The following is a 19,969-nucleotide window of genomic DNA, read 5'->3' as shown; positions in this document are numbered from 1 at the left end:
CGATCCCTTTTACGACCCGTTTTACAGTCCGTGGGGCCCGCACTACGGGATCGATGGGCGTTATCACCCGCATCCCTGGTACTGGTGACCATGACCCGATTCTTGCTGCCCCTGGCCGCCCTGCTGCTGCCCCTGTTTCTGGCCGCCTGTGCCTCCGGTCCGCTGGAGGCACCCGATGATCCGACCGTGCAAGTTGAACCGCGCGCCGTCACGGCGGACAACCTGCCGCCCGGCGAGCAGGTCTGGGGCGGGGTGATCGCGCGCGTGGACAATCGCGCGGAGGCGACCTTCATCGAGGTGGTCGGTTATCCCCTGAGCCGGCAGGAGCCGCAGACCCGGCAGTCCACTGTTGGCCGTTTCCGCCTACGCGTGGAAGGCTTTGCCGATCCGGTGGATTACCGCGCCGGGCGCCGGATCACCGGTGTCGGCACCGTGACGGGGGTCGAGGACGGCCGAATCGGCGAGCAGGACTACGTCTTCCCGGTGCTGGAAGCCCACTCGGCGCACCTGTGGCCGGAACCCGAACGGCCGCGTTCGTCCGGCGGGGTGCGCTTCGGCATCGGGATCGGCATCGGCCTGTAGGTTCGCGGTCGGTTGGACCGGCCGCGATGGCATATAGAACCGTGATTCTTTCTGGGAGGCCTCATGCGAGCAGTGGTGTTTGACGAACCCGGCGCCGCCGATGTCCTGCGCCTGGACGAGGTGGCGGAACCGGCGCTGACGGCGCCCGACCAGGTCCGCATCCGGATGCTGGCTGCTGGCGTCAACCCGGTGGATACCAAGGTACGCGCGGGCGGCATGATCGTCCCCGGTGCACCGCGCAACACGCCCGGCTGTGACGGCGTGGGTGTCATCGAGGAGTGTGGAAGCGCGGTACATCATGCGCGGCCGGGGCAGCGCGTCGCCTTCTGTTTCGGCGGAGTTGGTGCCGACCCGGGCACCTACGCCGAGCAAGTGGTGGTACCCGAAGCCGCTGTGGTGCCGGTGCCGGCCGCCGTGTCCGATATGCAGGCCGCGGCGTTGCCCCTGACCTGGCTGACCGCTTGGGAGGCCCTGTTCGAGCGCGCCGATCTGCAGCGCGGTCAAACCGTGCTGGTGCATGCGGCGGCCGGCGGCGTGGGCCAGATGGCCGTGCAGATCGCACGCGCGGCCGGCGGCCGGGTGCTCGGCCTGGTACGGCGCGACGAGGCCGCCGCCATCGTGACCGACCTGCGTGGCGATGTTGCCAACCTGGGCAAGCCGGACGCCGAAGAGGCCATCCGCCAGTACACCGACGGTCGCGGCTTCGACATCGTGCTCGATACGGTCGGGGGCGAGGTCTTTCGCGAGGGGCTGGGCCAGGTGACTTACGGTGGTGATCTGGTGACCCTGCTGGCGCCCCCGGCCGATGTCGATTGGAACCCGGCGCGCCTGAGAAACCCGAGCATCAGCCTGGAGCTGATGCTGACCCCCATGCTGGAAAACGATCGCCGCCGCCTGAAGCACCAGGGCACCCTGGTGGCGGAGGGGCTGGCCCGGCTGGCCAGCGGACGGTTGCAGGTCAACGTCGAGGACACTCTCCCCTTGGCCGAGGCCGTCGAGGCCCATCGCCGCATCGAGGCCGGCGGCCGCCGAGGCAAGCTTGTGCTGCGCATCCCCGAATAAGCGGGTCTTGCAACCATCAAGAAGGGCAAGGGCGGTCTACAGGAAGACGCGAAGATTGGAAGAGGGATTGGGTTGAAACGCAGGAAGCATGGCGGGCGGTTTGGGAATCGCGGTCTCCAGCCAATCCCTCACCCCAAAAACCCTTCCCTTCTTCCTGTAAATCGCTCTTGACGTTGACCTTGCCCTGTTTCGTGCGCTTCGTGGTGGACGCCTGAAGCGTACAAGCCCGGAGGCTAGCCGCCGAAAAGGTGGCTGAATACCCGGGCGCCGCCGATGTAGGTGCCGGCGGCCGAGCCCAGGGTGGTCAGCAGGAAAACGAGCAGCACCCGCGAGACCCGGTTGCGCCACCAGCCGCGCGGCGTGGTGGTGTCCTGGCGCAGGCTCGCGAAGTCCGAGACCCGCGGCTTGCGCAGGAACAGCTCGGCGGCCGCGGCGACAAAGCCGACCCCGATGGTGGGGTTCAGCGAAGTCAGCGGGGCCGCCAGGGCCGCCGTCAGCACGGTCAGCGGATGGGCCAGTGCCACGATCGCGCCAATGGCCGCCAAGCCGCCGTTGATCAGCACCCAGTCGATCACCATCTGGAGGCCGATATCCGGGTTGCGCGAGAATCCGATGGCAAAGCCAGCGAGGATGACCCCGATCACCACCCACGGGACGATCTTGGGCCAGCGGGCCTTGGGCGGGGCCTGGTCCAGGGCATCGAGGATGGCATCCGGCGGGGTCAGGGTGTCCCGGGCCTGTTCCGCGATGCCCGGCAGGTGACCAGCCCCGACCACGGCCAGGATGCACCGGGTATCCGGATTGGCCGCGAGCCGGCGCAGGTGGGCGGCCATGTAGTGGTCGCGCTCCTCGATCAACGTGCGGTAGAGGTCCTCGGACTGCTCGGCGAACTCGCTGAACGTGGATTCCAGCATGTCCCCTTCCTTCAGGCGCTCGATCTCGGATTCGTCGATCTTTTCGCGAGACAGGACCGAGCTGAACAGGCCACCGATCAGCCCCATGCGTTCCCACCAGCGGACCGCGCGGTAGGTGCGGCGCAGCGTCAGGCCGATGTCGCGGTCGATCAGGGCCAGCGGCAGGCCGCGGTCCAGGGCGCCGTCCATTGCCGCGCGCATCTCGGCGCCGGGTTCGATGCCGTACTGATCGGCCAGGCGCTGCTGGTAGGCTCCCAGCGCCAGGCTGGCGGCGATCATGGGCGCCTGCCCCTTGCGCATCACACTGAAGAGGTCCATGCGACCGATGGCGTCGGGGTCCAGCATTGCGCGCTGACGGCTCTCGCACAGCTCGATCGCGACGCTGTCGAAGCCGCCGGTGTCTATCAGGGCGCGCACCTTGTCCGCGCTGGAGCGCGATACATGCGCGGTACCCAGCACGACGACCTCGGTGTCGCCCATCTGCAGGATGCGGTGGGGTTCGTCGGCGATCAGTTCCTGGACGGCGGGATTCATGCGTGGCGGGCTCTTGCTCCAGTGGGCGGGCGGTATTCTACGGCGAATGCGTGCGGCCCGCAGCGCGGGTCGCGTGGGCGGTCAGGGGGCGCCGGGTACGGCCTGCGGCACATCGTCGGGCGGGGTGTCCTCTTCAAGCTCGGGGAGGGGCTCTGGCACGCGCAGGCTCTCCAGACGTTCGACGACCCGCAGGGCCCGCTCGTGGGCCGCGAGCAGCCCGGCATGGTCGGGGGCCAGATCAAGCCCCTGCTTCCAGTGCTCCAGGGCCTCCTCGATGCGCCCAGCGGAGTAATGCCCCCGGCCTTCCTCCAGCAACTCTTCCGCCCGCGTGTCGCGGCGCTCGCGCCATTCTTCGCACAGCACCCGATGGGCTCGCTGCGCGGCCTGGTCCGGGCCGGAGGCATCGCTGTCGGGGGTGATCGCGTTGCGGCACCAGCGTGCCGCCGTGGCCAGGTCGTCGGCCTCCAGGGCCTGGCGCAGGCGCGCGTTAATGGTGGAACGTGGCACCTCGTCCTCGACGGGCGGGGCCTCGGCCTCGCGTGACTCCCGCTCCAGGTTCGCGATGCGCTCTGCACGTTCGGGGGCGGGCGAGAGATTCTGTGCAAGGCGCAGGAGTTCCAGGCGCTCCTCGCCCTCGGCGTCCGCGGCGTAGGCGTCCAGCGATCGCGCCAGGGGGTCACGCCGTTGGGCCAGGCGATCGGGATCATCCGGAAGCTGCTCGCTGCGCCGCACCAGGGGGCGCATCACCTCCAACAGGCGCAGCTGCTGGACCAGAGCCCGTGCCTCGAGGATGTCGTGGCGTTGCTCCAGAGTCTTCAGGCCGACCTGTCGCTGGCGCTCGAGTTGCTCGATGTACTGGCGTCGTTCGGTGTCGGGCGGCAGTTGCTGTTCGGCCTGTTCGAGGATCTCCAGGGCCCGGGCTACGGCGCCTTCGGCCGAGGCGGCACGGGCCTCGTGCATCGCCTCTTCCGCGGCGGCCGCGGCCTCGGCCTCGATGGATGTGCGGCGTTCGGCCCACTCCGCCCGGGGTTCGGGCTCGTGCTCGTCGATCAGTTCGAGGGCGCGTTGGTAGTCGCCGGCGTCCACTGCGCGCTCGATGCGCTGCTCGGGCGGCGCGAAGGGATCCAGGGCGGCACAGCCCTGTACCAGCAGGACGGCGAGCAGGATGCCCGCGAGCGGGAGCCGGCCGCGCGTCAGCGTCATGCGCGATCCACGGTGTTCAGGACCCGGCTGACCGCCACGGCCTCGCTGACCCCGTGCAGTTCGTGGGTGCCCCAGTCCTCGATGCGGAAGTGTCCCTTCACCTGCTCATGCTCCATGAATGCGGTGGTTGTGACCAGACCGCCGGGGGGCGCGACCGTGACCAGGCGGGCGGCGAGGTTGACGGTGTCGCCCACCACGGTGAATTGCATGCGGTCCTCCGCACCCATGTTGCCGGCCAGCATCTCGCCGGCGTTCAGGCCGATTCGGAACTCCACCCGCGTCTCGCCGCGGCGCTCGCGCTCGGCGTTGATCGAGGCGACCGTCTCCAGCAGCGCCAGGCCGGTCTGCACGGCGGTCAGGCGATGGTTCCCAGGCTCCGTCCCGAGGCCAAAGACGGCCATGGTACAGTCCCCCATGTACTTGTCCACCGTGCCGCCGTGGCGGGCGATGCATTCCGACATCGGGCCGAAGAATTCGTTGAGCATACGCCCCAGGGCCGCCGGGCTGCAGCGCTCTGACAGCGCGGTGTAGCCCTGGATGTCGGCGAACAGGACGGACCCCTCCACCGCGCGCCCGCCCAGCTCGACCCGGTCCAGGTTCTCCAGGATATCCTGGGCGATCGCATCCGAGACATAGCGGCGCAGCGCGGCCTCGACCTGGTCCTTGCGCAGCAGGTCGCGCGCCATGTCGTTGAAGGCGTCGGTCAACTGGGCGATCTCGTCCTGGCGCACCATGGGCAGCGGGTTGCCCTGGTCGTCCATGGGCCGGATGCGCGAACGCATGCTCTCGGCCAGGCGTTCCAGCGGCCGCACCAGGCGCTTGCTGATGTCGATCGCGAGCAGCAGGCTCAGCAGGAAGACCCCGATGGCTGTGGCGATCCCGGCGTTCAGGGTGTTGCGGATCAGTTCCTGCATGGGCGAGGTGTCGATGTAGGCCTCGATGTAGCCCACCTGCACGTCCTGGAACAGTACCTCGCGGCGGTAGGGTTCCACCGTGGGCGCCAATGGCCACACGCCCTCGGTCAGCGACTGCTCCGGGGGTGTCCCGGCGCTGGCGACCTGGCCGCGGTCGATCGCATAGGCGGCGATGGATTCGACGCGCCCCTCCTCCACCAGCGAATTCAGCAGGGTCTCCAGGGTCAGGTAGTCTTCGGCCAGCATCAGCTCCGCCGAGGTGCGCGCGACCGGAGCCACGGTGCTCTCCGCCTGCGCGCGGATCTGGTTGTCCAGCACGGTGCTGACCTGGTTCAGCACCACGGTCGACAGGGTCACGATCCCGGCCAGTGTGAGCCCCGCGATCGCCGTGACAATTTTCCAAGCGATCGGCAGGTAGCGCGGGGCGAAGTCGGCACCGCTGGCGCCCAGGCGCGCGCTCCTGCTCCGCTTGCGACGCCCGATCACGAGGTGCCCTCGCCCATCGCGAGCCAGGGGGCCAGCCAGGTACGCCACTCCGCGAGCAGGGGTTCCGAACGGGCGGCGACCGCGGAGCGCTTGGTCAGGGATCGCCCGAACACGGGGCCGCCCGCCAGGCTGCACATGGCCCCGCCCGCACGCGCGAGCATCAGACCGCCGGCCGCGCTGTCCCAGGGCGCCTGTCCGCCATGCAGGTAGAGGTCGGCGCGCCCGGCCGCCAGCCAGGCCCACTCCAGTGCGCAGGCCCCGAGGTTGCGCTGCGACCGGAACGGGGCGTGGCTGGCCAGTTCCCGGGCCAGCGGGGCCTCCAGACGCTTGTAATCGACCAGGGCAATGGCGCGACCGAGTTCCGGGGCCGGCGGGCGGGCGGCAGCCGGCGGGGTGGCCCCGTTGAGTTCCAGCGCGGTGTCCTCGGTTGCGGCGAACAACTCGTCGCGTACCGGGTCGTAGGTGGCCCCATGGGTGACCCGCTCGCCCTCGATCCGCGCGATGGAGATCGCGAAGAAGGGCATGCCGCCGGCGAAATTGGAAGTGCCGTCCAACGGGTCCACCAGCCAGAAGGCGGAGGCCGCTTCGAGGACCTGCGCCTGTTCCGCGCGCACCTGCTCTTCGCTCAGCACCGGTTCGTGCTGCCCGTGCTCGTGCAGCAGGGTGCGCACGCGGGCGTCTACCGCATGGTCGGCTTCGGTGATCACGCTGCCATCGGCCTTGTAGTCCACGGCGATGCCGGCCTCGAAGCGCGGGAGCAGCTCCTGTTGTCCGATCATCCGCAGACCCCGGACAAGCTCGGAAAAGGGGATGGAGGTGGCAGTCATGCAGCCCTGGCAACGCCAATTGCGGAGTGAGTGAGCCGGATGCGGCCGGGACGACCCGGGCGAACTCGGCCTCGAATACGCTTATCATACCGGTCCATGACCGGCTTGATCATAATCCTCGCCCTTACATTGGTCGCGTTCTACGTGAATGACACCTGGCGGGCGAACGAGCGTGCCCGGCGGGTGGGGCGCCAGGCCTGCGAGCGGGCGGGGGTGCAGTTGCTGGATGCCACGGTCGTGCGCACCGGTCAGCGCCTTCTGTGGGGGGAGCGCGGGCTGGCCCTGCAGCGACACTACCGCTTCGAGTTCTCCGCCGACGGGGCCGGGCGCCACCCCGGCGAGATCTCGCTGGAGGGCCGGCAACTCAAGCGCGTGACCCTGGACTGGCCCGACGGCGGGCGCGAGTTCCAGGGGCCGGACCGCAACGACCCGAACGGAGGCGCATCCCGGTGACGTTGAGCGAGTTGCGTTACGTGGTGGCCGTGGCCGATGCCCTCCACTTCGGCCGTGCGGCCGAGGCCAGTCATGTCAGCCAGCCGTCGCTGTCGGTGGCGGTGCGCAAGTTCGAGGACGAGCTGGGCGTGACCCTGTTCGAGCGCGGCCGCGGCGAGGTGTCCGTGACCCCGGCGGGCGAGCAGGTCATCGCACAGGCGCGGCGCGTGCTCGCCGAGGTCGAACAGCTGCGTTCGGTGGCCGTGCAGAGTCAGGATCAGCTCTCCGGGCCGCTGCGCCTGGGCGCGATCTACACCATCGGCCCCTATCTGCTGCCGGAACTGATCCCGGCGCTGCGCGAGCGGGCGCCGGATATGCCACTGGTGATCGAGGAAAACTACACCGATCGGCTGCGCGAGCGGCTCAAGCAGGGCGAGCTGGACGCTATCATCATTTCGCTGCCATTCGAGGAGTCCGGGGTGGTCACGTTGCCCCTGTACGACGAGCCGTTCATGGCCGTGCTGCCGGCGGCGCACCCACTGAAGGACAAGGACCCGCTGCGCCTGGAGGACATGGCCGATGCGACGCTCCTGATGCTGGGGGCGGGGCATTGCTTCCGCGACCAGGTACTGGAGCGGTGTCCTGACTGCCAGCGCACGGTGACCGCGGATGGCAGTACCCCGCGCAACCTGGAGGGCTCGTCGCTGGAGACGATTCGCCACATGGTGGCCTCGGGCATGGGCGTGACCATCCTGCCGTGCACGGCGGTGGGGGCGGATCGCTATGCCCAGCGACTCCTGGCCGTGCGCCGTTTTCAGGACCCGGCGCCCAGCCGCCGCGTGGCCCTGGCCTGGCGTACCAGTTTCCCGCGGCCGGAGGCGATCGAGGCGCTGCGTCAGGCGGTGTTGTCGACCCCGCTAACCTGCGTTGACTTCATTCGGCCCGGCGCCGGGTAGCGGCGGCTGGCGTGGAGGCTCAGTTCCCGGCGAGGACGCGGTTGCGCCCGGCCTGCTTGGCCGCGTACAGGGCCTCGTCGGCCGCCTGGTAGGCGGACTGCAGCGTGGCATTCTGGCCGATACTGGCCACGCCGAGACTCGCGGTCACCTTGACCGAGCCATCGCTCTCCAGGGGCGATGCGTCGCCGGCGGTGGCGCTGGAGCGCAGGGAAGCAATGGCCAGGCGGATGCGTTCGGCGCATTCCATTGCGCGGCTCAGGTCCGCGCCGGGTAGCAACGCGAGGAATTCCTCGCCACCCATGCGCACGCAGAGGTCGGATTCCCGTGTGGTGTTGCGCAGGGTCCGTGCCACCAGACGCAGGACGTCGTCGCCCACGCTGTGGCCATAGTCGTCGTTGATCTGCTTGAAGTGGTCGAGGTCGATGGCCAGGACCGACATGGGCCGGCTCTGGCGACGGCAATCGGCCAGCCAGCGAGCGCCCTGCTTCTCGAACGCGCGCCGGTTGCCGAGACCGGTCAGCTCGTCCATCTCCAGGCTTTCATTCAGGCGCTGGAACCGCAGGGCGTTGGCCAGGGCCGGCGCCGCAAGCCCCAGCAAAGCCTCGGTCAGCTGCTGCTCGTCATCGGTAAAGCGGCGTCCGCGCATCAGGATCAGCGAACCCAGGGTCTCGCCGTTGAGGCTCATGCCGTACTCGATGCGGTGACGGTCCTCGTCGCCCCCGGACCAGGTCTCGTCGCTCTCCTGGAGGATGAAGAACCAGCCGCTGTGGTGGATCTGGGCGTGCAGGTGTTCCTGCAGGCGGGCCAGGACCGTCCCCAGCTCGAGACTGGAGGACAGGGACTGCACGAAGGCGAGGGCGTCAAAAGGGGTACCGGCCTCGCCGGTGGTCCGGCCCTTGGTGGATACCAGTCGCAGGTTGTGGGCGTTCCCGTCGCGGTTCATGGCCGTCTCGCTCGCATCGATCGTTGGGTCAGGGTTCTAGCGATATCCGTGCCAATCATTTAGAGGTATTCAAAAACAGTGACTTGCGATTGATTCGGGTTCGAAATAGACGAAAACCCGACGTGTTCTTGCCGCCTCTGGCAGGTTGTGGCCGCCCCGGGCGGCAAGGGTGGCAATATTCTGACGGGGTAGCCCAGGCCGCGGAGGCCCGGGCGGCGACCGGAGTACATGAGTCCGTTGCGCACTTCCCCTACACTGCGCGGCATGATCCGACTTCAAGATATCGAGCTGCGCCGCGGCCGCCATGTGCTGTTGCAGCACGCCAGCCTGACCGTGCACGCCGGCTGGCGGGTGGGTCTGACCGGCGCCAACGGCTCCGGCAAGTCCAGCCTTCTGGCGGCGCTGCAGGGCGAACTGAGCCTGGACGCCGGCGAGATCAAACGGCCTGCGGAGTGGGTGGTGGCGCACCTGCCGCAGGAGGTCCCGGGGAGCGTACGCTCGGCGGTGGACTACGTGCTGGACGGCGATGCCGAGCTGCGCGACCTGCAAAAACGCCTGGAGCAGGTGTGCGATGGCGCCGAACAGGCCCGGCTGTACGCGGCCCTAGACGCGGTCGACGGCTGGACGGCCGATGCCCGCGCGCGGCGTCTGCTGGCAGGGCTGGGGTTCGCCGTGGAGGATGCGGACCGGCCGATGAGCGCCTTTTCCGGTGGCTGGCGCATGCGCCTGGGCCTGGCGCGTACGCTGATGACGCGCTCCGACCTGTTGCTGCTGGACGAGCCTACGAACCACCTCGATGTCGAGACCATTCTCTGGCTGGAGGACTGGCTGGCGCGTTATCCCGGCACGGTCATCGTGATTGCGCATGACCGGCGGTTTCTCGATTCCGTCTGCAGCCACATCGCGCATATCGAGCGCGGTGGCATTGCCCTCTATGCCGGCAGCTACACCCATGCCGAGGCCAAGCGCGCGGAGGCCATCGCACAGAGCGAGGCGGCGGCAGCGAAGGTGGCGGCCGAGCGCGCCCACCTGGAGGACTTCGTCCGCCGCTTTCGGGCCAAGGCGACCAAGGCGCGCCAGGCCCAGAGCCGGCTGAAGCGTCTGGAGAAGCTCGACGAGGTGGCCGTGATCCGCGCGGCGCGGCCCATCCATCTGGAGATTCCGACACCCGAGCGCCTGCCGGATCCGCTGCTGGCACTCGATCATGCCGAGGTGCGCACCGGGGACCGCGTCCGCCTGCATGCGACGAATTTACGTCTGCGACCGGAGGACCGGATCGGTGTCCTGGGGCCGAACGGTGCCGGGAAATCGACGCTTCTGACGTTGCTGGCCGGGGAGCTGGCGCCGACGGCCGGGGAGCGCCGGGTCGAGCCGAACCTCAGGGTAGGGTATTTCGCCCAGCATCAAAGCGAGCAGCTCGACCTGGACACCTCCCCCCTGGTCCATTTGCAGCGCCAGGACCCGCGCGCCGAGGAACAGCGGCTGCGCAACTTCCTGGGCGGCATGGGATTCCCCGGCGAGAAGGCGGATGCCCCGGTCAGTCAGTGCTCCGGCGGGGAACGCGTGCGCCTGGTTCTGGCCCTGCTGATCTGGCAGGCCCCGTCGTTGCTGCTGCTGGACGAGCCCACCAACCACCTGGACCTGGACATGCGCGAGGCCCTGGCCGAGGCGCTGGAAAGCTACGCCGGCGGGCTGGTGGTGGTGGCGCATGACCGCGAGCTGCTGGCCCGCGTCTGCGACCGTTTCTGGCGCGTGGAGGAGGGCCACCTGAGCGACTTCGACGGGGACCTGGACGACTACGCCCGCGAGCTGCAGGCGCGTGAACGGGAGGCGGCCGCGGCACGCGAACCCGGGAGCGCCGACACCACGGCCGGCAATGCCCCGCCCCTGTCCCAGAAGGAGCGACGCCAGCAGGCGGCCCAGGCGCGTGCCGCGCTCAAGCCACTGAAGCAGCGCGCGGACCATGCGGAGCAGGAATGCACGCGTTTGCAGGAACGACTCGCTGCGCTGGAGACCGAACTGGCCGATCCGGCGCTTTACGAGGGCGAGGCGGCGGATCGGCTGGCGCAGCTGACCCGCGAGCAGGGCGAGCTTCGCAGCCAGCTGGAGTCGGTGGAAGCCGAGTGGATGGAGGCGCTGGAGGCGCTGGAGAACCACTGACCCATTTACACCGTCGTGCTCGAGTCGCTCTGCTACAGATGAGCCGCAACGCCCGCCGGCGCGTGCCCATTTTCGTCAACAACGGGCGGTCAAGCCCCGCCCTCGGGAGCTTTTGGGGTGGGTACCCCGGATTCCCCGATCTGGCGTTGCACCCTGAAGAGACCGGAAACGGGAGGTTAGCCCGACGGCCGGCTGCACGACGCCCCGGGGCCCCGGAAAACGAGGGGCGCCAATGCGAGCGTGCAGATTGATCCGTACTTTCCCTAGGGGGCAGCGGGTTGAGTGCCCCTTGAAAGACCAACCCTTGAACTCGGGTATTACGGGGTCTATATGAGAGGGTGAATGCACCGGAACGAGGAGTGATCCCATGAATGCACAGGAACTGAATCGTCGCTGTGTCGAGCTCTTTCACAACCCGGATGCGAAGCTGCATTGCTGGCATCCGCGCATGTTCTGGGAAACCCACATGCTGGAGAACCCGAAGCCGGAAGACTTGCAGGCACCCAAGGTCGATCTTCGCGAGTTGGAGGTCATGCTCTCGGAGGCCGCGCACGAGCCTTCGCAGTGTGCCGACGAACTGGAGCAGGAAGAGCCGGGGCGGGCCGCCCTGATCCGGCACATGATGGAGCGTGGCGAGATGCCCCTGCTGCATCGGCCGCACTGATCGTTCCATCGGGGAACGATGATCGATTGATCAGTGTTTCCCTAGCGGGGCTCGATCTCGTCATGTGATGGCGGGATCTCGGCCCCGGCAGCTTGTGCTGCCGGGGGCTTTTTCCTGCCGGTGAGGCGTCCGCCTGCGAGCGACGGTTACTGGCGGATGAAATCCGAAAAGTAGAGGGCTTCGATCCGGGGCGACCCGGTCATCTCCTCCAGCAACTCGTTCAGCTCGTCTGTGGCCTCGTTGCGCAGGTCCTCGCGGGCGCCCCCGCCGGCCAGGTTGTCGGGGTTGCGGCCACCGAGAACGTGAATCAGCCGGTCGCGCACCGCGGGGAGGTGTTCGCGGATCGCGCGCGCGTCTTCCAGGTCATTGCCTTCCAACTGGATGGAGGCCTGCAGGTAGCGTCCGCGGTCGGAAGCTTCCATGTTCACCACCACCGGCTCCAGGGTTACGTAATGGCTGTCCAGATCGTCCTCGGCGAGGGCCGGGGACGCGAAGAGCATCAAGACAAGGCCCAGCAGGATCGAATGCAGGGTGCGACGGGGGCTTCGGGTCATGGCGCGTGCTCCGGGGCGGTTTGCGTGCTGGAGGCGATCCGGTCGCCGCGTCGGTGCGGCTCCTGACCGAAGTATGCCACCAGGTGATCATAGATTTCGGGCATGGCCTCGCGCAGCCGCGCGGGCTCGAAGAAGAAGGATTCCACCGCTACGGCCAGGAACTCCTCCGGGGCGGTAGCCGCATACGGATCGAGTGGCAGGCCCGCCGCGTCGATCGCGCCGGCCTCCACCGTCTGCACGAACGTTTCAAACGCGCGCGTGAAGTCCTCGGTCCACGCGCGCGCCGATTGCCCGCGGGGCAGCGGAGGGAAGCCGTTTACCTCGCCGTTGCCGGCGTCCAGCACGTGCGTCATCTCGTGCACCACCACGGCGCCGTCGCGTTCGACGTCATTCCATGAAAGGATCACCGGGCCGCGTTCCCAGGCCTCGCCGGACTGGGGCGTGGCGCCCTGATGCACAATGCCGGCCTCGTCCACCCATTCGTGTTCGGGCACGAAGGTGTCCGGGTACAGGATCAGCGTGCGCCAGTACCGGTAGGGCTCCAGTCCGCGCTCCAGGACCGGCAAGGCGGCGTAGGCCGCGATCACCTGGCACTGCCAGGGTTCCGGTTCCGCGGCGATGCCGATGAATTCCTTCTGCGCGAGGATCTGCGCGATCAGCCCGCGCAGCCGGGACCGATCCTCCGGCGTCAGGCGGGCGATGAACGGCACCCGCCGGCCCAGCGCCTCCCACTCGTCGTTGTCCAGTGGCACCGCCCTGGGCTCCAGACCGGCAAAGGGCCCGAGGATCCGTTGGAAGAGGCCGCGGAGCGGAGAATGCGGTGTCGAATGCATCCCGCAATCGTCGCATGTTTGCCGCCCCGGTGCTGCCGGTGTCCGGCGAGCCCCAAGCGCCGGGCGCTTATTTGCGGCAACAACGGGTGGCTGATCCCTGCCCCGGTTTTGCGTCCCTTGCGGGTACACCCCTCTACCCACCGCGTGACGTGCCTTGCCGCGAGAAACCCGGGGTGCCCACTCGGGCGTGTACATTGATCAGTGATTCCTTAGGATGGCCGGCATGCGGAAAATAACGAAAAACGAGGAGAACGGGATGAGACGAATGATCGGACGTGGCGTGCTGCTGTTGGCGATGCTGATGGCAAGCGCCAGCGCGCAGAGCGACGAGCGGCATACGGTGGAACAGCTGAATCAGGCCCCGGCCGAGCTCGAGGGCGAGGAGGTGCGTCTGGAAGGCATCGTCGGCCGCGTCAACGCGGACATCATGGGGCGCAACTTCATCCACTTCGTTGACGGTACCGGTCGCGAGGGTGACTACATCACTGTCACCTCCAGTGAGTTGCCCGAGGTGGGCGACCGTGTCTCGGTGACCGGTACGCTGATCCTGGACCGCGACTTCGGGGCCGGCTACAGCTACCCGGTGATCATCGAGGATGCCCGCTTTCGCGACCGATGAAGCGGGTCATGCAAGGAGGCGTTCTGCAAAAAGTGATCGAAGGGCGGCCGGCTACCGGACTGGGAGTGGCACTGATGATGCTGAACGGGTGCGCCTCGACGCCGCCGGGCCATCCACTCGCGGAGGAGATCAACGACTACCGCGAGGCCCGCGGACTGCCGGCAATCCCGTGGTCGCCGGCGCTGGCCAAGGTGGCGGAGGTGCATCTGGCGGATATCGAGGCGCACGATCCGACCGCCCGCGAGTGTTCGCTGCACAGCTGGTCGGATAAGGGACCGTGGACATCCTGCTGCTATCGGGCGGACGACCCAGCGTCGGCACAGTGCATGCGTGACAAGCCGCGCGAACTGATCGATGATGCGTATCCGCACTCCGGGTTCGAGATCGTGGCCTGGCGCAGCGAGGCCATGAGCGAGGCGACGGCGCTGGCTATCTGGCGCCGGAGTCCTGCGCATGATGCCGTGCTGGCCAACGAGGGCGTCTGGGCGTCCCGCGACTGGCAGGCGCTGGGAGCAGCGCTGTCCGACGAGCACGCGGTTGTCTGGTTTGGCCAGGAGCCGGATCCAATGTCGGACTAATCCGGCACCGGTCAGTCGTCCAGGTTCCGCTTGAGCCGCTCGATCTCGTCGACGTCCCGGCCCGCGTCTGTCACCGCGTGCCAGGCGTCGATGTAGTGCTCGGTAGCGTAGACGTGGCCGTAGCCGCGTGGCGCGGCATCGCCGATGGCCACGTCCACTGCCAGCTGCAGCATGGTGACCACTGGATACCAGGTCAGGTCCGGCGAGACATCCGGGCCGCGCGGTGACTCCATCCACTCGGGTTTATGGTACAGCGCCTGGGGCTCGAAGAAGGTCACCGGGTCGCTGGCGTACTGCAGGTAGACGATGCGCATCGGGCCCCATTCGGCGCCCGGGATGTCCAGGTGGTTCTCCTGATTGGTGAAGCGCACCACCGAGCTGTCGCGAAACCGCGGCAGCCAGGCCGGCGAGTCCGGCTGGCGCTGGCGCTGGATGTCGCGCCAGGTCTCACTGCGAAACGGGGGGCCGGCCCACAGCGCCCCGGAAAACGGGTCGCCGATCACGTCGTACAGGTCCGCCGCGCGTTCGGAGTTCAGGGCCCCTAGACTCAGCCCGTACAGGTACAGACTCGGCCGGGCGTCGGGTGGCAGTTGTTTCCAGTAGCCATAGATCTCCGAGAACACCGCCTGGGCCGTCTCGTATCCGTACCGGGACTCGGCCATCAGCGACAGCCAGCTCGGCAGGTAGGAGTACTGCACGGCGACGGTGGCTACATCGCCGCCGTGCAGGTATTCGACTGGCTGGACCGCCCGATGGTCCACCCAGCCGCGTCCGGTAGGGGTCGCCAGTACCAGCACCGAACGGTCGAAGGCATCGACTCGGAGCATCTCCTGCAGGGCGAGCCGCGCACGTTCCTCGATGGTCTCGGCGGCATTCAGGCCAACGTACACTCGGATCGGGTCCAGTGCCGCGTCCCCGGTAAAATCTTGGATCGTCCCGGCGTCGGGTGCCTGGCCGACGAAACGCTGACCCTGGCGGCCCAGCCCCTCCTCCCAGGTGATCAGCGAGGCCGGACTGCCGGTGCGGAAGGTCCCCTTTGGCTGTTCCACCCCGGGATACTCGCGCACATCGAACTGCTGGAAGCTGCGATCGGCGGTGCGCAGGCCGTATTCGAGGATCACCCCGTCGATCACCGCCCAGAACACCCCGGCCGCCAGCAGGACCCCGATCACGTTCGACAGCCGCCGCGGGATGAAGCGGCGCAGGTGGCGCGCGAGAAAATGCACCAGCAGCCGGAACAGCCGCGCGATCGCCAGGCTGGCGGCAAACACCGCCGCCGCGATCAGTCCGAGCCGGATCGGGAAGCCGCCATCCACCGGATCCTGCTCCATCAGTTCGCGGATATTGTTCTGCCATTCCGTGGCCTGCCACAGGAAGACCAGGACGATCAGCACGGCCCCGCCTCCCGCGATCACCGCCAGGGTGTTGTGCGTGCGCTCGCCAGGCTCCGGCAACTCGAGATACGACCACAGCCATTGCAGGAACACGCCCAGCCCGTAGCCGGCCGCCAGTGACAGCCCGGACAGGATGCCCTGCACGTTATCGGTGCGCGGGATCAGGCTCGGCGACAGGGAGGCGGCAAAGAACAGCGTGGCCAGGATCAGCCCGGGGATCGATAGCGTCCCGAGGATGCGGGTGGCCCAGGCGGGCCAGATAAAGGTCCGCAGGCGGGATTGAAGGCGGGCGACGAGGGACATCGCGTACGCGCTTCCTTTGCAGTGGACGAAGAGGTTCATCCTGTCCGTCCCACTAAGCGGGTTCAAGTCTCCGCGGTGTGGGGCGATCTGCTGCGTGAACTAACTGCCGTGGCTGCCCGTGCCTGGACAGGCAGCGCGGCGAAACCGGAAGCTCGCCTCGACCATGCGCAGGGCGACGCCGAACAGCGCGACCTGCAGGAGGAGTCCGCCGGTGGCCGCGCCCACGGCGAGACCGGTGGCGAGCCCCAGCGCCATCAGCAGCATCAGCAGGATCGCGGCGAGGCGGCTGCGCAGCCAGCCGCCGACCAGCGTGCCCTCCATCCTGGTCGGTATGTGCTGTACCAGAACGCCCAGCATCACCACGACAACACCGGCGAGGACCAGCACCCATCCCGCCACCCGCGCGAGGCGCCGGGCCTGTTCGCCATTCTCGACGGATTGCAGCAGCAGGATCAGGTCGGCGCCGGCCCCGGCGCCAGTGGCGCGATCGCGATTCGGTCATGTGTCCCCGGTACTACAGGGCTATGACAGCCGGGTGACAGGCGTGCCGCGCACTACCTCCGGGTCAGGAGCGATTCGAGATCAAGCGCTTCGACCGGGGAACGGATCTCCGCGCCCTGCACGGTGGCATGGTCCGACCAGTGCAGCAGGCCGAGGTTGCCGGCGCGGTCTTCCACCAGGGCCGTGCAGTGCTCCACCCAGTCGCCGTCGTTGCAGTAGAGGATGCCACCGAAGGACTCGACGTTCGGCTTGTGGATATGGCCGCAGATACAGCCGTCGAAGCCGCCCCGGCGCGCGGCAGTGGCGGCGGCGTGTTCGAAGCGGCGGATGTATTCCCGCGCCGCCCCGCTGACGCGCGTCTTGAGCCAGGCGGACAGAGACCAGTACGGGTGCCCGAGGCGGCGACGAATGGTGTTGAGATAGCGGCTGCCGCGCAGCAACAGGTTGTAGCCGAAGTCGCCCAGGGCGTGCACCAGCCGGCTGTGGCGCACGACGCCATCGAACTCGTCGCCGTGGGTCACGCGAAAGCGCCGGCCGTCAGCGGTCCAGTGCACCAATTCGTGTTCGATGCGAACACCGCGAATCTCCGAGCCAACGAAGCCGCGAACCAGCTCGTCGTGGTTGCCGGGGATATAGATGACCTCGACCCCGTGCAGTGCGAGCGACAGGACCTGCTCGACGACCGCAGCCTGGGTCGCGTTCCAGAAGATGCGTCGGCGCATGGCCCAGATATCGAATACGTCGCCGACCAGGACCAGGCGGTCGCAGTTGACGCGACGCAGCAGGTCGAGCAGGTAGTCCGCGCGGCATTCCCGGGTTCCCAGATGCAGATCGGACAGGAACAGGGTGCGGCAATCCAGGGTGGCCATCGAGAAGCTCCAGCTCGTGGTTTTCCCGAGGGTCGTGCATCCGCGTGACGCGGCCGTGGCGTCGTGGTGACGATTGCGTGATGCCGGTGTTGTCCGCCTACGGCCAGAGGATCAGCAGCCAGACGAGGGCCGCGTTGGCAAAGCCCAGCAGGACCGCGGCCGATCCCATGTCCTTGGCGCGTGCGGCCAGCTTGTGGCGTTCCGGCCCGAACCGGTCCACGGTGGCCTCGATGCCGGAGTTGAGGACCTCGATGATCAGGATCAGGAACAGGCTCCCGAGCAGCAGCGCGCGCTCCACCCCCGTGTCGCCGACGACCAGTGACAACGGCGCCAGGATGACCACCAGGATTACTTCCTGGCGAAAGGCCTCCTCGTGGCGAAAGGTGGCGCGCAGGCCCCGCCAGGAGTACAAGAAGGCCCGCAGGATGCGGGTAATGCCCGAGGCGCCGCCGTTGGCCATGGTCGGGTTCCCGAAGTCGTCGGACAAGGGGTTCAGTGGGGCCGGTCGGTCGCGGCCTGCGGAGTGCCCATCGCATCGGGTCCTCCCGCAAGGTCCTGATACAGGGCGACCAGCTGCTCGGCCATGCAGCGCTCGCTCCATTGCGTCACCCACTGCGCATGCGCGGCACGCATCGCGCGTTGCAGGTCGGGGTCGTCCAGTACCCGGGCCACCCGTTCGGCGAATTCGGCGGGATCCTCGGGGGCGATCTCCGCGCCGGATGCGTCGGTCAGGATGTCGAGGGTGCCCAACCGCGCGGTGGACACGACCGGCAGTCCGCTGGCCATGGCCTCCAGCAGCACCAGCCCCTGGGTCTCGGTGGCGGAGGCAAACACGAACGCGTTCCCGGCGCGGTAGCAGTCGACCAGCGTGGTGGCGCGATCCAGGTATCCGCACCAGTGCAGGTTGTCCTCAAGGCCCATTTCCGCAGCTTGGCGTTGCAGCGTGTCCTTGGCCGGCCCCTCGCCCGCGATCAGCAGCAGGATGTCGGGACGCCGTTCCCGCAGGTGCTGCAGCATTTCCAGCAGGAAGCCGATATTTTTTTCGTGAGCGATCCGCGAGACATGCACCAGTATCTCGCGACGGTGGTCGATATCGCGTTCGGCCCGGAACCGATGGCCGTCGCCCCCGGACCAGGCCGTGGGGTCGATGCCGGTGGGCAGGCGGACGATCGGCGTTTCGATGCCGTAGTCCAGCAGGGCCTGGCACAACGCGGTGGAGGGAGCGATCACCCGGTCGACCGCATTGCATTGAACACGCGAGATGCGCCGTGCGAAGGCCCGGAGCCAGTGGGCCGGCAGCCACGGCAGGTAGTGCTGCAGGTACTCCTCGAAGAAGGTGTGATAGGTCTCCACCACCGGTACGTTCCAGCTTTGTGCGAGCTTAAGCCCGGCGTAGTGGGCCACGAACGGGGTGTGGATGTGGATCAGGTCGGTCCGCTCGACGCCAGCGTCGCGCAGGTACTGGCGAATGAGGCGCGGCTTCAGGAGGCGATCCTCCGGATCCACGATCAGGTAGCGTGACGGGATCCGGATCAGGGCGGGATCCTTCGGGTCGGGGCCGGGGTGTGCGTCCAGCCCCGGGTAGGCCGGGACCACCAGTGTCACACGGTGGCCAAGCTGCCGGAGTTGCGCGCGGAAACTGGCCAGCGAGGTGGAGACCCCGTTGATTCGGGGGAAGTACACGTCGCTCAGCATCAGAATGTGCACAGCGGCACCTGTCTCGGGGCTCGAGTCCCGGAGTCTCGGCAACATGCGTGACCGCGTGATGACGCCTTCAAGAAGGAAATGTTGCGGGAGGAGACGCCATGATCGGGGCGATTGCCGGAGACATGATCGGGTCCAGGTTCGAGGCGCGGCCGGTGAAGTCGACCGACTTCCCGCTGTTCGCGCCGGGCAGCCGGTTCACGGACGACAGTGTGCTGACGGTCGCGGTGGCGCGGGCCATCCTGGAAGATGGTGATTACCTCCACCACGTGCATGCGCTGGGACGGCGCTACCCGGATGCGGACTACGGCGCGCGTTTTGTCGGCTGGCTGCAGGAGAGCGAGCCCCGGCCCTACGGTTCCTGGGGCAATGGCGCGGCGATGCGGGTGAGCCCGGTCGGGTTCGCGTTTTCCGATGTCGATCGGGTGCTGGCCGAGGCGGCACGTTCGGCCGCGATCTCGCATGACCACCCGGAGGGGCTCAAGGGGGCGCAGGCCGTCGCCCTAGGGAAACACTGATCAATGTACGCAGTCGCGTTGGCACCCCAGGTTTTCCGAGGCAAGGCGCGTCGTGCAGCGGGTAGTGGTTCTACCCGCAAGCGGCGCAACGCAGGATCGGGGAACCTGGGGTGCCAACCCTTGAGGGGCTCGGCCGCCCGTTGTTGATCAAAAACGGGCGCGCGCACGGCGTGGCGGCTCCCTTGTGCAGAATGACTGCACGGCAGTCACCGCGCCTTGTTCGCACGCAAAAGCGACTCGAGCGCGCGTGCGTACATTGATCAGTGTTTCCCTAGCGGTGTTCCTCGCGAGGAACACGGGCAACCGGGCGGTGATCCGGCGGGAGATCACCCGCCGCTTCGGCTACAACCTCGACCGACGGCTGGCGGACATCCGGCCGGATTACGCCTTCGACGTCTCCTGCCAGGGATCGGTGCCCG

20 protein-coding genes and 1 pseudogene are annotated in these 19,969 nt (G+C 68.0%); 9 read left to right on the top strand and 12 right to left on the bottom strand.

All coding sequences use genetic code 11. The annotated features are described in order from the left end of the window. Window positions 1–90: 90 nt before the first annotated feature. The gene (locus ACESLR_RS03540; protein WP_373023729.1) at window positions 91–582 is read left to right on the top strand and encodes a Slp family lipoprotein; all 492 of its coding nucleotides are present in this window, start codon (window positions 91–93) and stop codon (window positions 580–582) included. 63 nt (window positions 583–645) lie between these two features. Beyond that, entirely contained in the window at window positions 646–1,644 is a 999-nt protein-coding gene (locus ACESLR_RS03535; RefSeq protein WP_373023728.1) for a zinc-binding dehydrogenase, read from the top strand. A gap of 233 nt (window positions 1,645–1,877) precedes the next feature. On the opposite strand, the gene ACESLR_RS03530 is transcribed toward ACESLR_RS03535, so the two are convergent. The 4 genes from ACESLR_RS03530 to ACESLR_RS03515 all read right to left on the bottom strand — a co-directional run bounded on the left by ACESLR_RS03530 (window position 1,878) and on the right by ACESLR_RS03515 (window position 6,522). After that, a complete protein-coding gene (locus tag ACESLR_RS03530; protein WP_373023727.1) occupies window positions 1,878–3,092 on the bottom strand; it encodes a TraB/GumN family protein in 1,215 nt (404 codons plus the stop codon). Window positions 3,093–3,173: 81 nt separating this feature from the next. Next, window positions 3,174–4,295 carry a hypothetical protein gene (locus ACESLR_RS03525; protein ID WP_373023726.1) on the bottom strand — a complete coding sequence of 374 codons (1,122 nt, stop codon included), beginning with the start codon at window positions 4,293–4,295 and terminating at the stop codon, window positions 3,174–3,176. Continuing rightward, window positions 4,292–5,695 carry an adenylate/guanylate cyclase domain-containing protein gene (locus ACESLR_RS03520; protein WP_373023725.1) on the bottom strand — a complete coding sequence of 468 codons (1,404 nt, stop codon included), beginning with the start codon at window positions 5,693–5,695 and terminating at the stop codon, window positions 4,292–4,294. The genes ACESLR_RS03525 and ACESLR_RS03520 overlap by 4 nt, the downstream gene beginning before the upstream one ends. Beyond that, window positions 5,692–6,522 carry an inositol monophosphatase family protein gene (locus ACESLR_RS03515; protein WP_373023724.1) on the bottom strand — a complete coding sequence of 277 codons (831 nt, stop codon included), beginning with the start codon at window positions 6,520–6,522 and terminating at the stop codon, window positions 5,692–5,694. Before ACESLR_RS03515 ends, ACESLR_RS03520 begins: the two co-directional genes overlap by 4 nt. A 96-nt stretch (window positions 6,523–6,618) precedes the next feature. Here ACESLR_RS03515 and ACESLR_RS03510 point away from each other — a divergent pair, with 96 nt between their 5' ends. Together ACESLR_RS03510 and ACESLR_RS03505 are read left to right on the top strand one after the other, a co-directional pair. Continuing rightward, window positions 6,619–6,975, top strand: coding sequence for a DUF3301 domain-containing protein (locus ACESLR_RS03510; RefSeq protein ID WP_373023723.1), 357 nt, complete (start codon window positions 6,619–6,621; stop codon window positions 6,973–6,975). Then, entirely contained in the window at window positions 6,972–7,910 is a 939-nt protein-coding gene (locus ACESLR_RS03505; protein WP_373023722.1) for a hydrogen peroxide-inducible genes activator, read from the top strand. Before ACESLR_RS03510 ends, ACESLR_RS03505 begins: the two co-directional genes overlap by 4 nt. Before the next feature lie 19 nt (window positions 7,911–7,929). Here ACESLR_RS03505 and ACESLR_RS03500 read toward each other — a convergent pair whose 3' ends face one another. Then, window positions 7,930–8,853, bottom strand: coding sequence for a GGDEF domain-containing protein (locus ACESLR_RS03500; RefSeq protein ID WP_373023721.1), 924 nt, complete (start codon window positions 8,851–8,853; stop codon window positions 7,930–7,932). 264 nt (window positions 8,854–9,117) lie between these two features. Here ACESLR_RS03500 and ACESLR_RS03495 point away from each other — a divergent pair, with 264 nt between their 5' ends. Beyond that, a complete protein-coding gene (locus ACESLR_RS03495; protein ID WP_373023720.1) occupies window positions 9,118–11,013 on the top strand; it encodes an ABC-F family ATP-binding cassette domain-containing protein in 1,896 nt (631 codons plus the stop codon). 367 nt (window positions 11,014–11,380) lie between these two features. Then, complete coding sequence (locus ACESLR_RS03490) at window positions 11,381–11,677, top strand: hypothetical protein (RefSeq protein WP_373023719.1); 297 nt, start codon at window positions 11,381–11,383, stop codon at window positions 11,675–11,677. A gap of 146 nt (window positions 11,678–11,823) precedes the next feature. Here the strand turns inward: ACESLR_RS03490 and fliL are convergent, their stop codons facing one another. Then, window positions 11,824–12,231, bottom strand: a complete 408-nt coding sequence (gene fliL / locus ACESLR_RS03485; RefSeq protein WP_373023718.1) for a flagellar basal body-associated protein FliL — start codon at window positions 12,229–12,231, stop codon at window positions 11,824–11,826. Continuing rightward, window positions 12,228–13,064, bottom strand: coding sequence for a zinc-dependent peptidase (locus ACESLR_RS03480; RefSeq protein WP_373023717.1), 837 nt, complete (start codon window positions 13,062–13,064; stop codon window positions 12,228–12,230). The genes fliL and ACESLR_RS03480 overlap by 4 nt, the downstream gene beginning before the upstream one ends. A 295-nt stretch (window positions 13,065–13,359) precedes the next feature. On the opposite strand from ACESLR_RS03480, the gene ACESLR_RS03475 reads away from it, so the two are divergent. Both ACESLR_RS03475 and ACESLR_RS03470 read left to right on the top strand, forming a co-directional pair. Then, on the top strand, window positions 13,360–13,683 hold the full coding sequence (locus ACESLR_RS03475) for a hypothetical protein (protein WP_373023750.1): 324 nt from the start codon (window positions 13,360–13,362) through the stop codon (window positions 13,681–13,683). Window positions 13,684–13,691: 8 nt separating this feature from the next. Next, window positions 13,692–14,261 carry a CAP domain-containing protein gene (locus ACESLR_RS03470; RefSeq protein WP_373023716.1) on the top strand — a complete coding sequence of 190 codons (570 nt, stop codon included), beginning with the start codon at window positions 13,692–13,694 and terminating at the stop codon, window positions 14,259–14,261. An 11-nt stretch (window positions 14,262–14,272) separates the two neighbouring features. On the opposite strand, the gene ACESLR_RS03465 is transcribed toward ACESLR_RS03470, so the two are convergent. The 5 genes and pseudogenes from ACESLR_RS03465 to ACESLR_RS03445 form a co-directional block, all read right to left on the bottom strand. Continuing rightward, on the bottom strand, window positions 14,273–15,958 hold the full coding sequence (locus tag ACESLR_RS03465; RefSeq protein WP_373023715.1) for an alpha/beta hydrolase: 1,686 nt from the start codon (window positions 15,956–15,958) through the stop codon (window positions 14,273–14,275). A gap of 99 nt (window positions 15,959–16,057) precedes the next feature. Further along, window positions 16,058–16,460: pseudogene (locus ACESLR_RS03460) on the bottom strand (hypothetical protein). Between the two features lie 52 nt (window positions 16,461–16,512). Next, the gene (locus ACESLR_RS03455) at window positions 16,513–17,328 is read right to left on the bottom strand and encodes a UDP-2,3-diacylglucosamine diphosphatase (RefSeq protein WP_373023714.1); all 816 of its coding nucleotides are present in this window, start codon (window positions 17,326–17,328) and stop codon (window positions 16,513–16,515) included. A gap of 97 nt (window positions 17,329–17,425) precedes the next feature. Next, the gene (locus ACESLR_RS03450; protein ID WP_373023713.1) at window positions 17,426–17,788 is read right to left on the bottom strand and encodes a diacylglycerol kinase; all 363 of its coding nucleotides are present in this window, start codon (window positions 17,786–17,788) and stop codon (window positions 17,426–17,428) included. A gap of 32 nt (window positions 17,789–17,820) precedes the next feature. Then, window positions 17,821–19,023, bottom strand: coding sequence for a glycosyltransferase (locus tag ACESLR_RS03445; protein WP_373023749.1), 1,203 nt, complete (start codon window positions 19,021–19,023; stop codon window positions 17,821–17,823). A 110-nt stretch (window positions 19,024–19,133) separates the two neighbouring features. Here ACESLR_RS03445 and ACESLR_RS03440 point away from each other — a divergent pair, with 110 nt between their 5' ends. Then, window positions 19,134–19,550 (top strand): ADP-ribosylglycohydrolase family protein, encoded by a 417-nt coding sequence (locus ACESLR_RS03440; RefSeq protein WP_373023712.1) that lies wholly within the window; start codon window positions 19,134–19,136, stop codon window positions 19,548–19,550. Window positions 19,551–19,969 lie beyond the last annotated feature (419 nt).

It is taken from the genome of Thioalkalivibrio sp., assembly GCF_041685615.1.
Lineage (GTDB): Bacteria > Pseudomonadota > Gammaproteobacteria > Ectothiorhodospirales > Ectothiorhodospiraceae > Thioalkalivibrio.
Note: the sequence above shows the minus strand (reverse complement) of the source record. Positions and strands in the feature narration are given on the sequence as shown.

Excerpts from the sequence above, each read along its gene's own strand:
- ACESLR_RS03540 (WP_373023729.1), top strand. The coding sequence starts at position 91 with ATGACCCGATTCTTGCTGCCCCTGGCCGCCCTGCTGCTGCCCCTGTTT.
- ACESLR_RS03535 (WP_373023728.1), top strand. The coding sequence starts at position 646 with ATGCGAGCAGTGGTGTTTGACGAACCCGGCGCCGCCGATGTCCTGCGC.
- ACESLR_RS03530 (WP_373023727.1), bottom strand. The coding sequence starts at position 3,092 with ATGAATCCCGCCGTCCAGGAACTGATCGCCGACGAACCCCACCGCATC.
- ACESLR_RS03525 (WP_373023726.1), bottom strand. The coding sequence starts at position 4,295 with ATGACGCTGACGCGCGGCCGGCTCCCGCTCGCGGGCATCCTGCTCGCC.
- ACESLR_RS03515 (WP_373023724.1), bottom strand. The coding sequence starts at position 6,522 with ATGACTGCCACCTCCATCCCCTTTTCCGAGCTTGTCCGGGGTCTGCGG.
- ACESLR_RS03510 (WP_373023723.1), top strand. The coding sequence starts at position 6,619 with ATGACCGGCTTGATCATAATCCTCGCCCTTACATTGGTCGCGTTCTAC.
- ACESLR_RS03500 (WP_373023721.1), bottom strand. The coding sequence starts at position 8,853 with ATGAACCGCGACGGGAACGCCCACAACCTGCGACTGGTATCCACCAAG.
- ACESLR_RS03495 (WP_373023720.1), top strand. The coding sequence starts at position 9,118 with ATGATCCGACTTCAAGATATCGAGCTGCGCCGCGGCCGCCATGTGCTG.
- ACESLR_RS03490 (WP_373023719.1), top strand. The coding sequence starts at position 11,381 with ATGAATGCACAGGAACTGAATCGTCGCTGTGTCGAGCTCTTTCACAAC.
- fliL (WP_373023718.1), bottom strand. The coding sequence starts at position 12,231 with ATGACCCGAAGCCCCCGTCGCACCCTGCATTCGATCCTGCTGGGCCTT.
- ACESLR_RS03480 (WP_373023717.1), bottom strand. The coding sequence starts at position 13,064 with ATGCATTCGACACCGCATTCTCCGCTCCGCGGCCTCTTCCAACGGATC.
- ACESLR_RS03475 (WP_373023750.1), top strand. The coding sequence starts at position 13,360 with ATGCTGATGGCAAGCGCCAGCGCGCAGAGCGACGAGCGGCATACGGTG.
- ACESLR_RS03470 (WP_373023716.1), top strand. The coding sequence starts at position 13,692 with ATGCAAGGAGGCGTTCTGCAAAAAGTGATCGAAGGGCGGCCGGCTACC.
- ACESLR_RS03465 (WP_373023715.1), bottom strand. The coding sequence starts at position 15,958 with ATGTCCCTCGTCGCCCGCCTTCAATCCCGCCTGCGGACCTTTATCTGG.
- ACESLR_RS03455 (WP_373023714.1), bottom strand. The coding sequence starts at position 17,328 with ATGGCCACCCTGGATTGCCGCACCCTGTTCCTGTCCGATCTGCATCTG.
- ACESLR_RS03450 (WP_373023713.1), bottom strand. The coding sequence starts at position 17,788 with ATGGCCAACGGCGGCGCCTCGGGCATTACCCGCATCCTGCGGGCCTTC.
- ACESLR_RS03445 (WP_373023749.1), bottom strand. The coding sequence starts at position 19,023 with ATGCTGAGCGACGTGTACTTCCCCCGAATCAACGGGGTCTCCACCTCG.
- ACESLR_RS03440 (WP_373023712.1), top strand. The coding sequence starts at position 19,134 with ATGATCGGGGCGATTGCCGGAGACATGATCGGGTCCAGGTTCGAGGCG.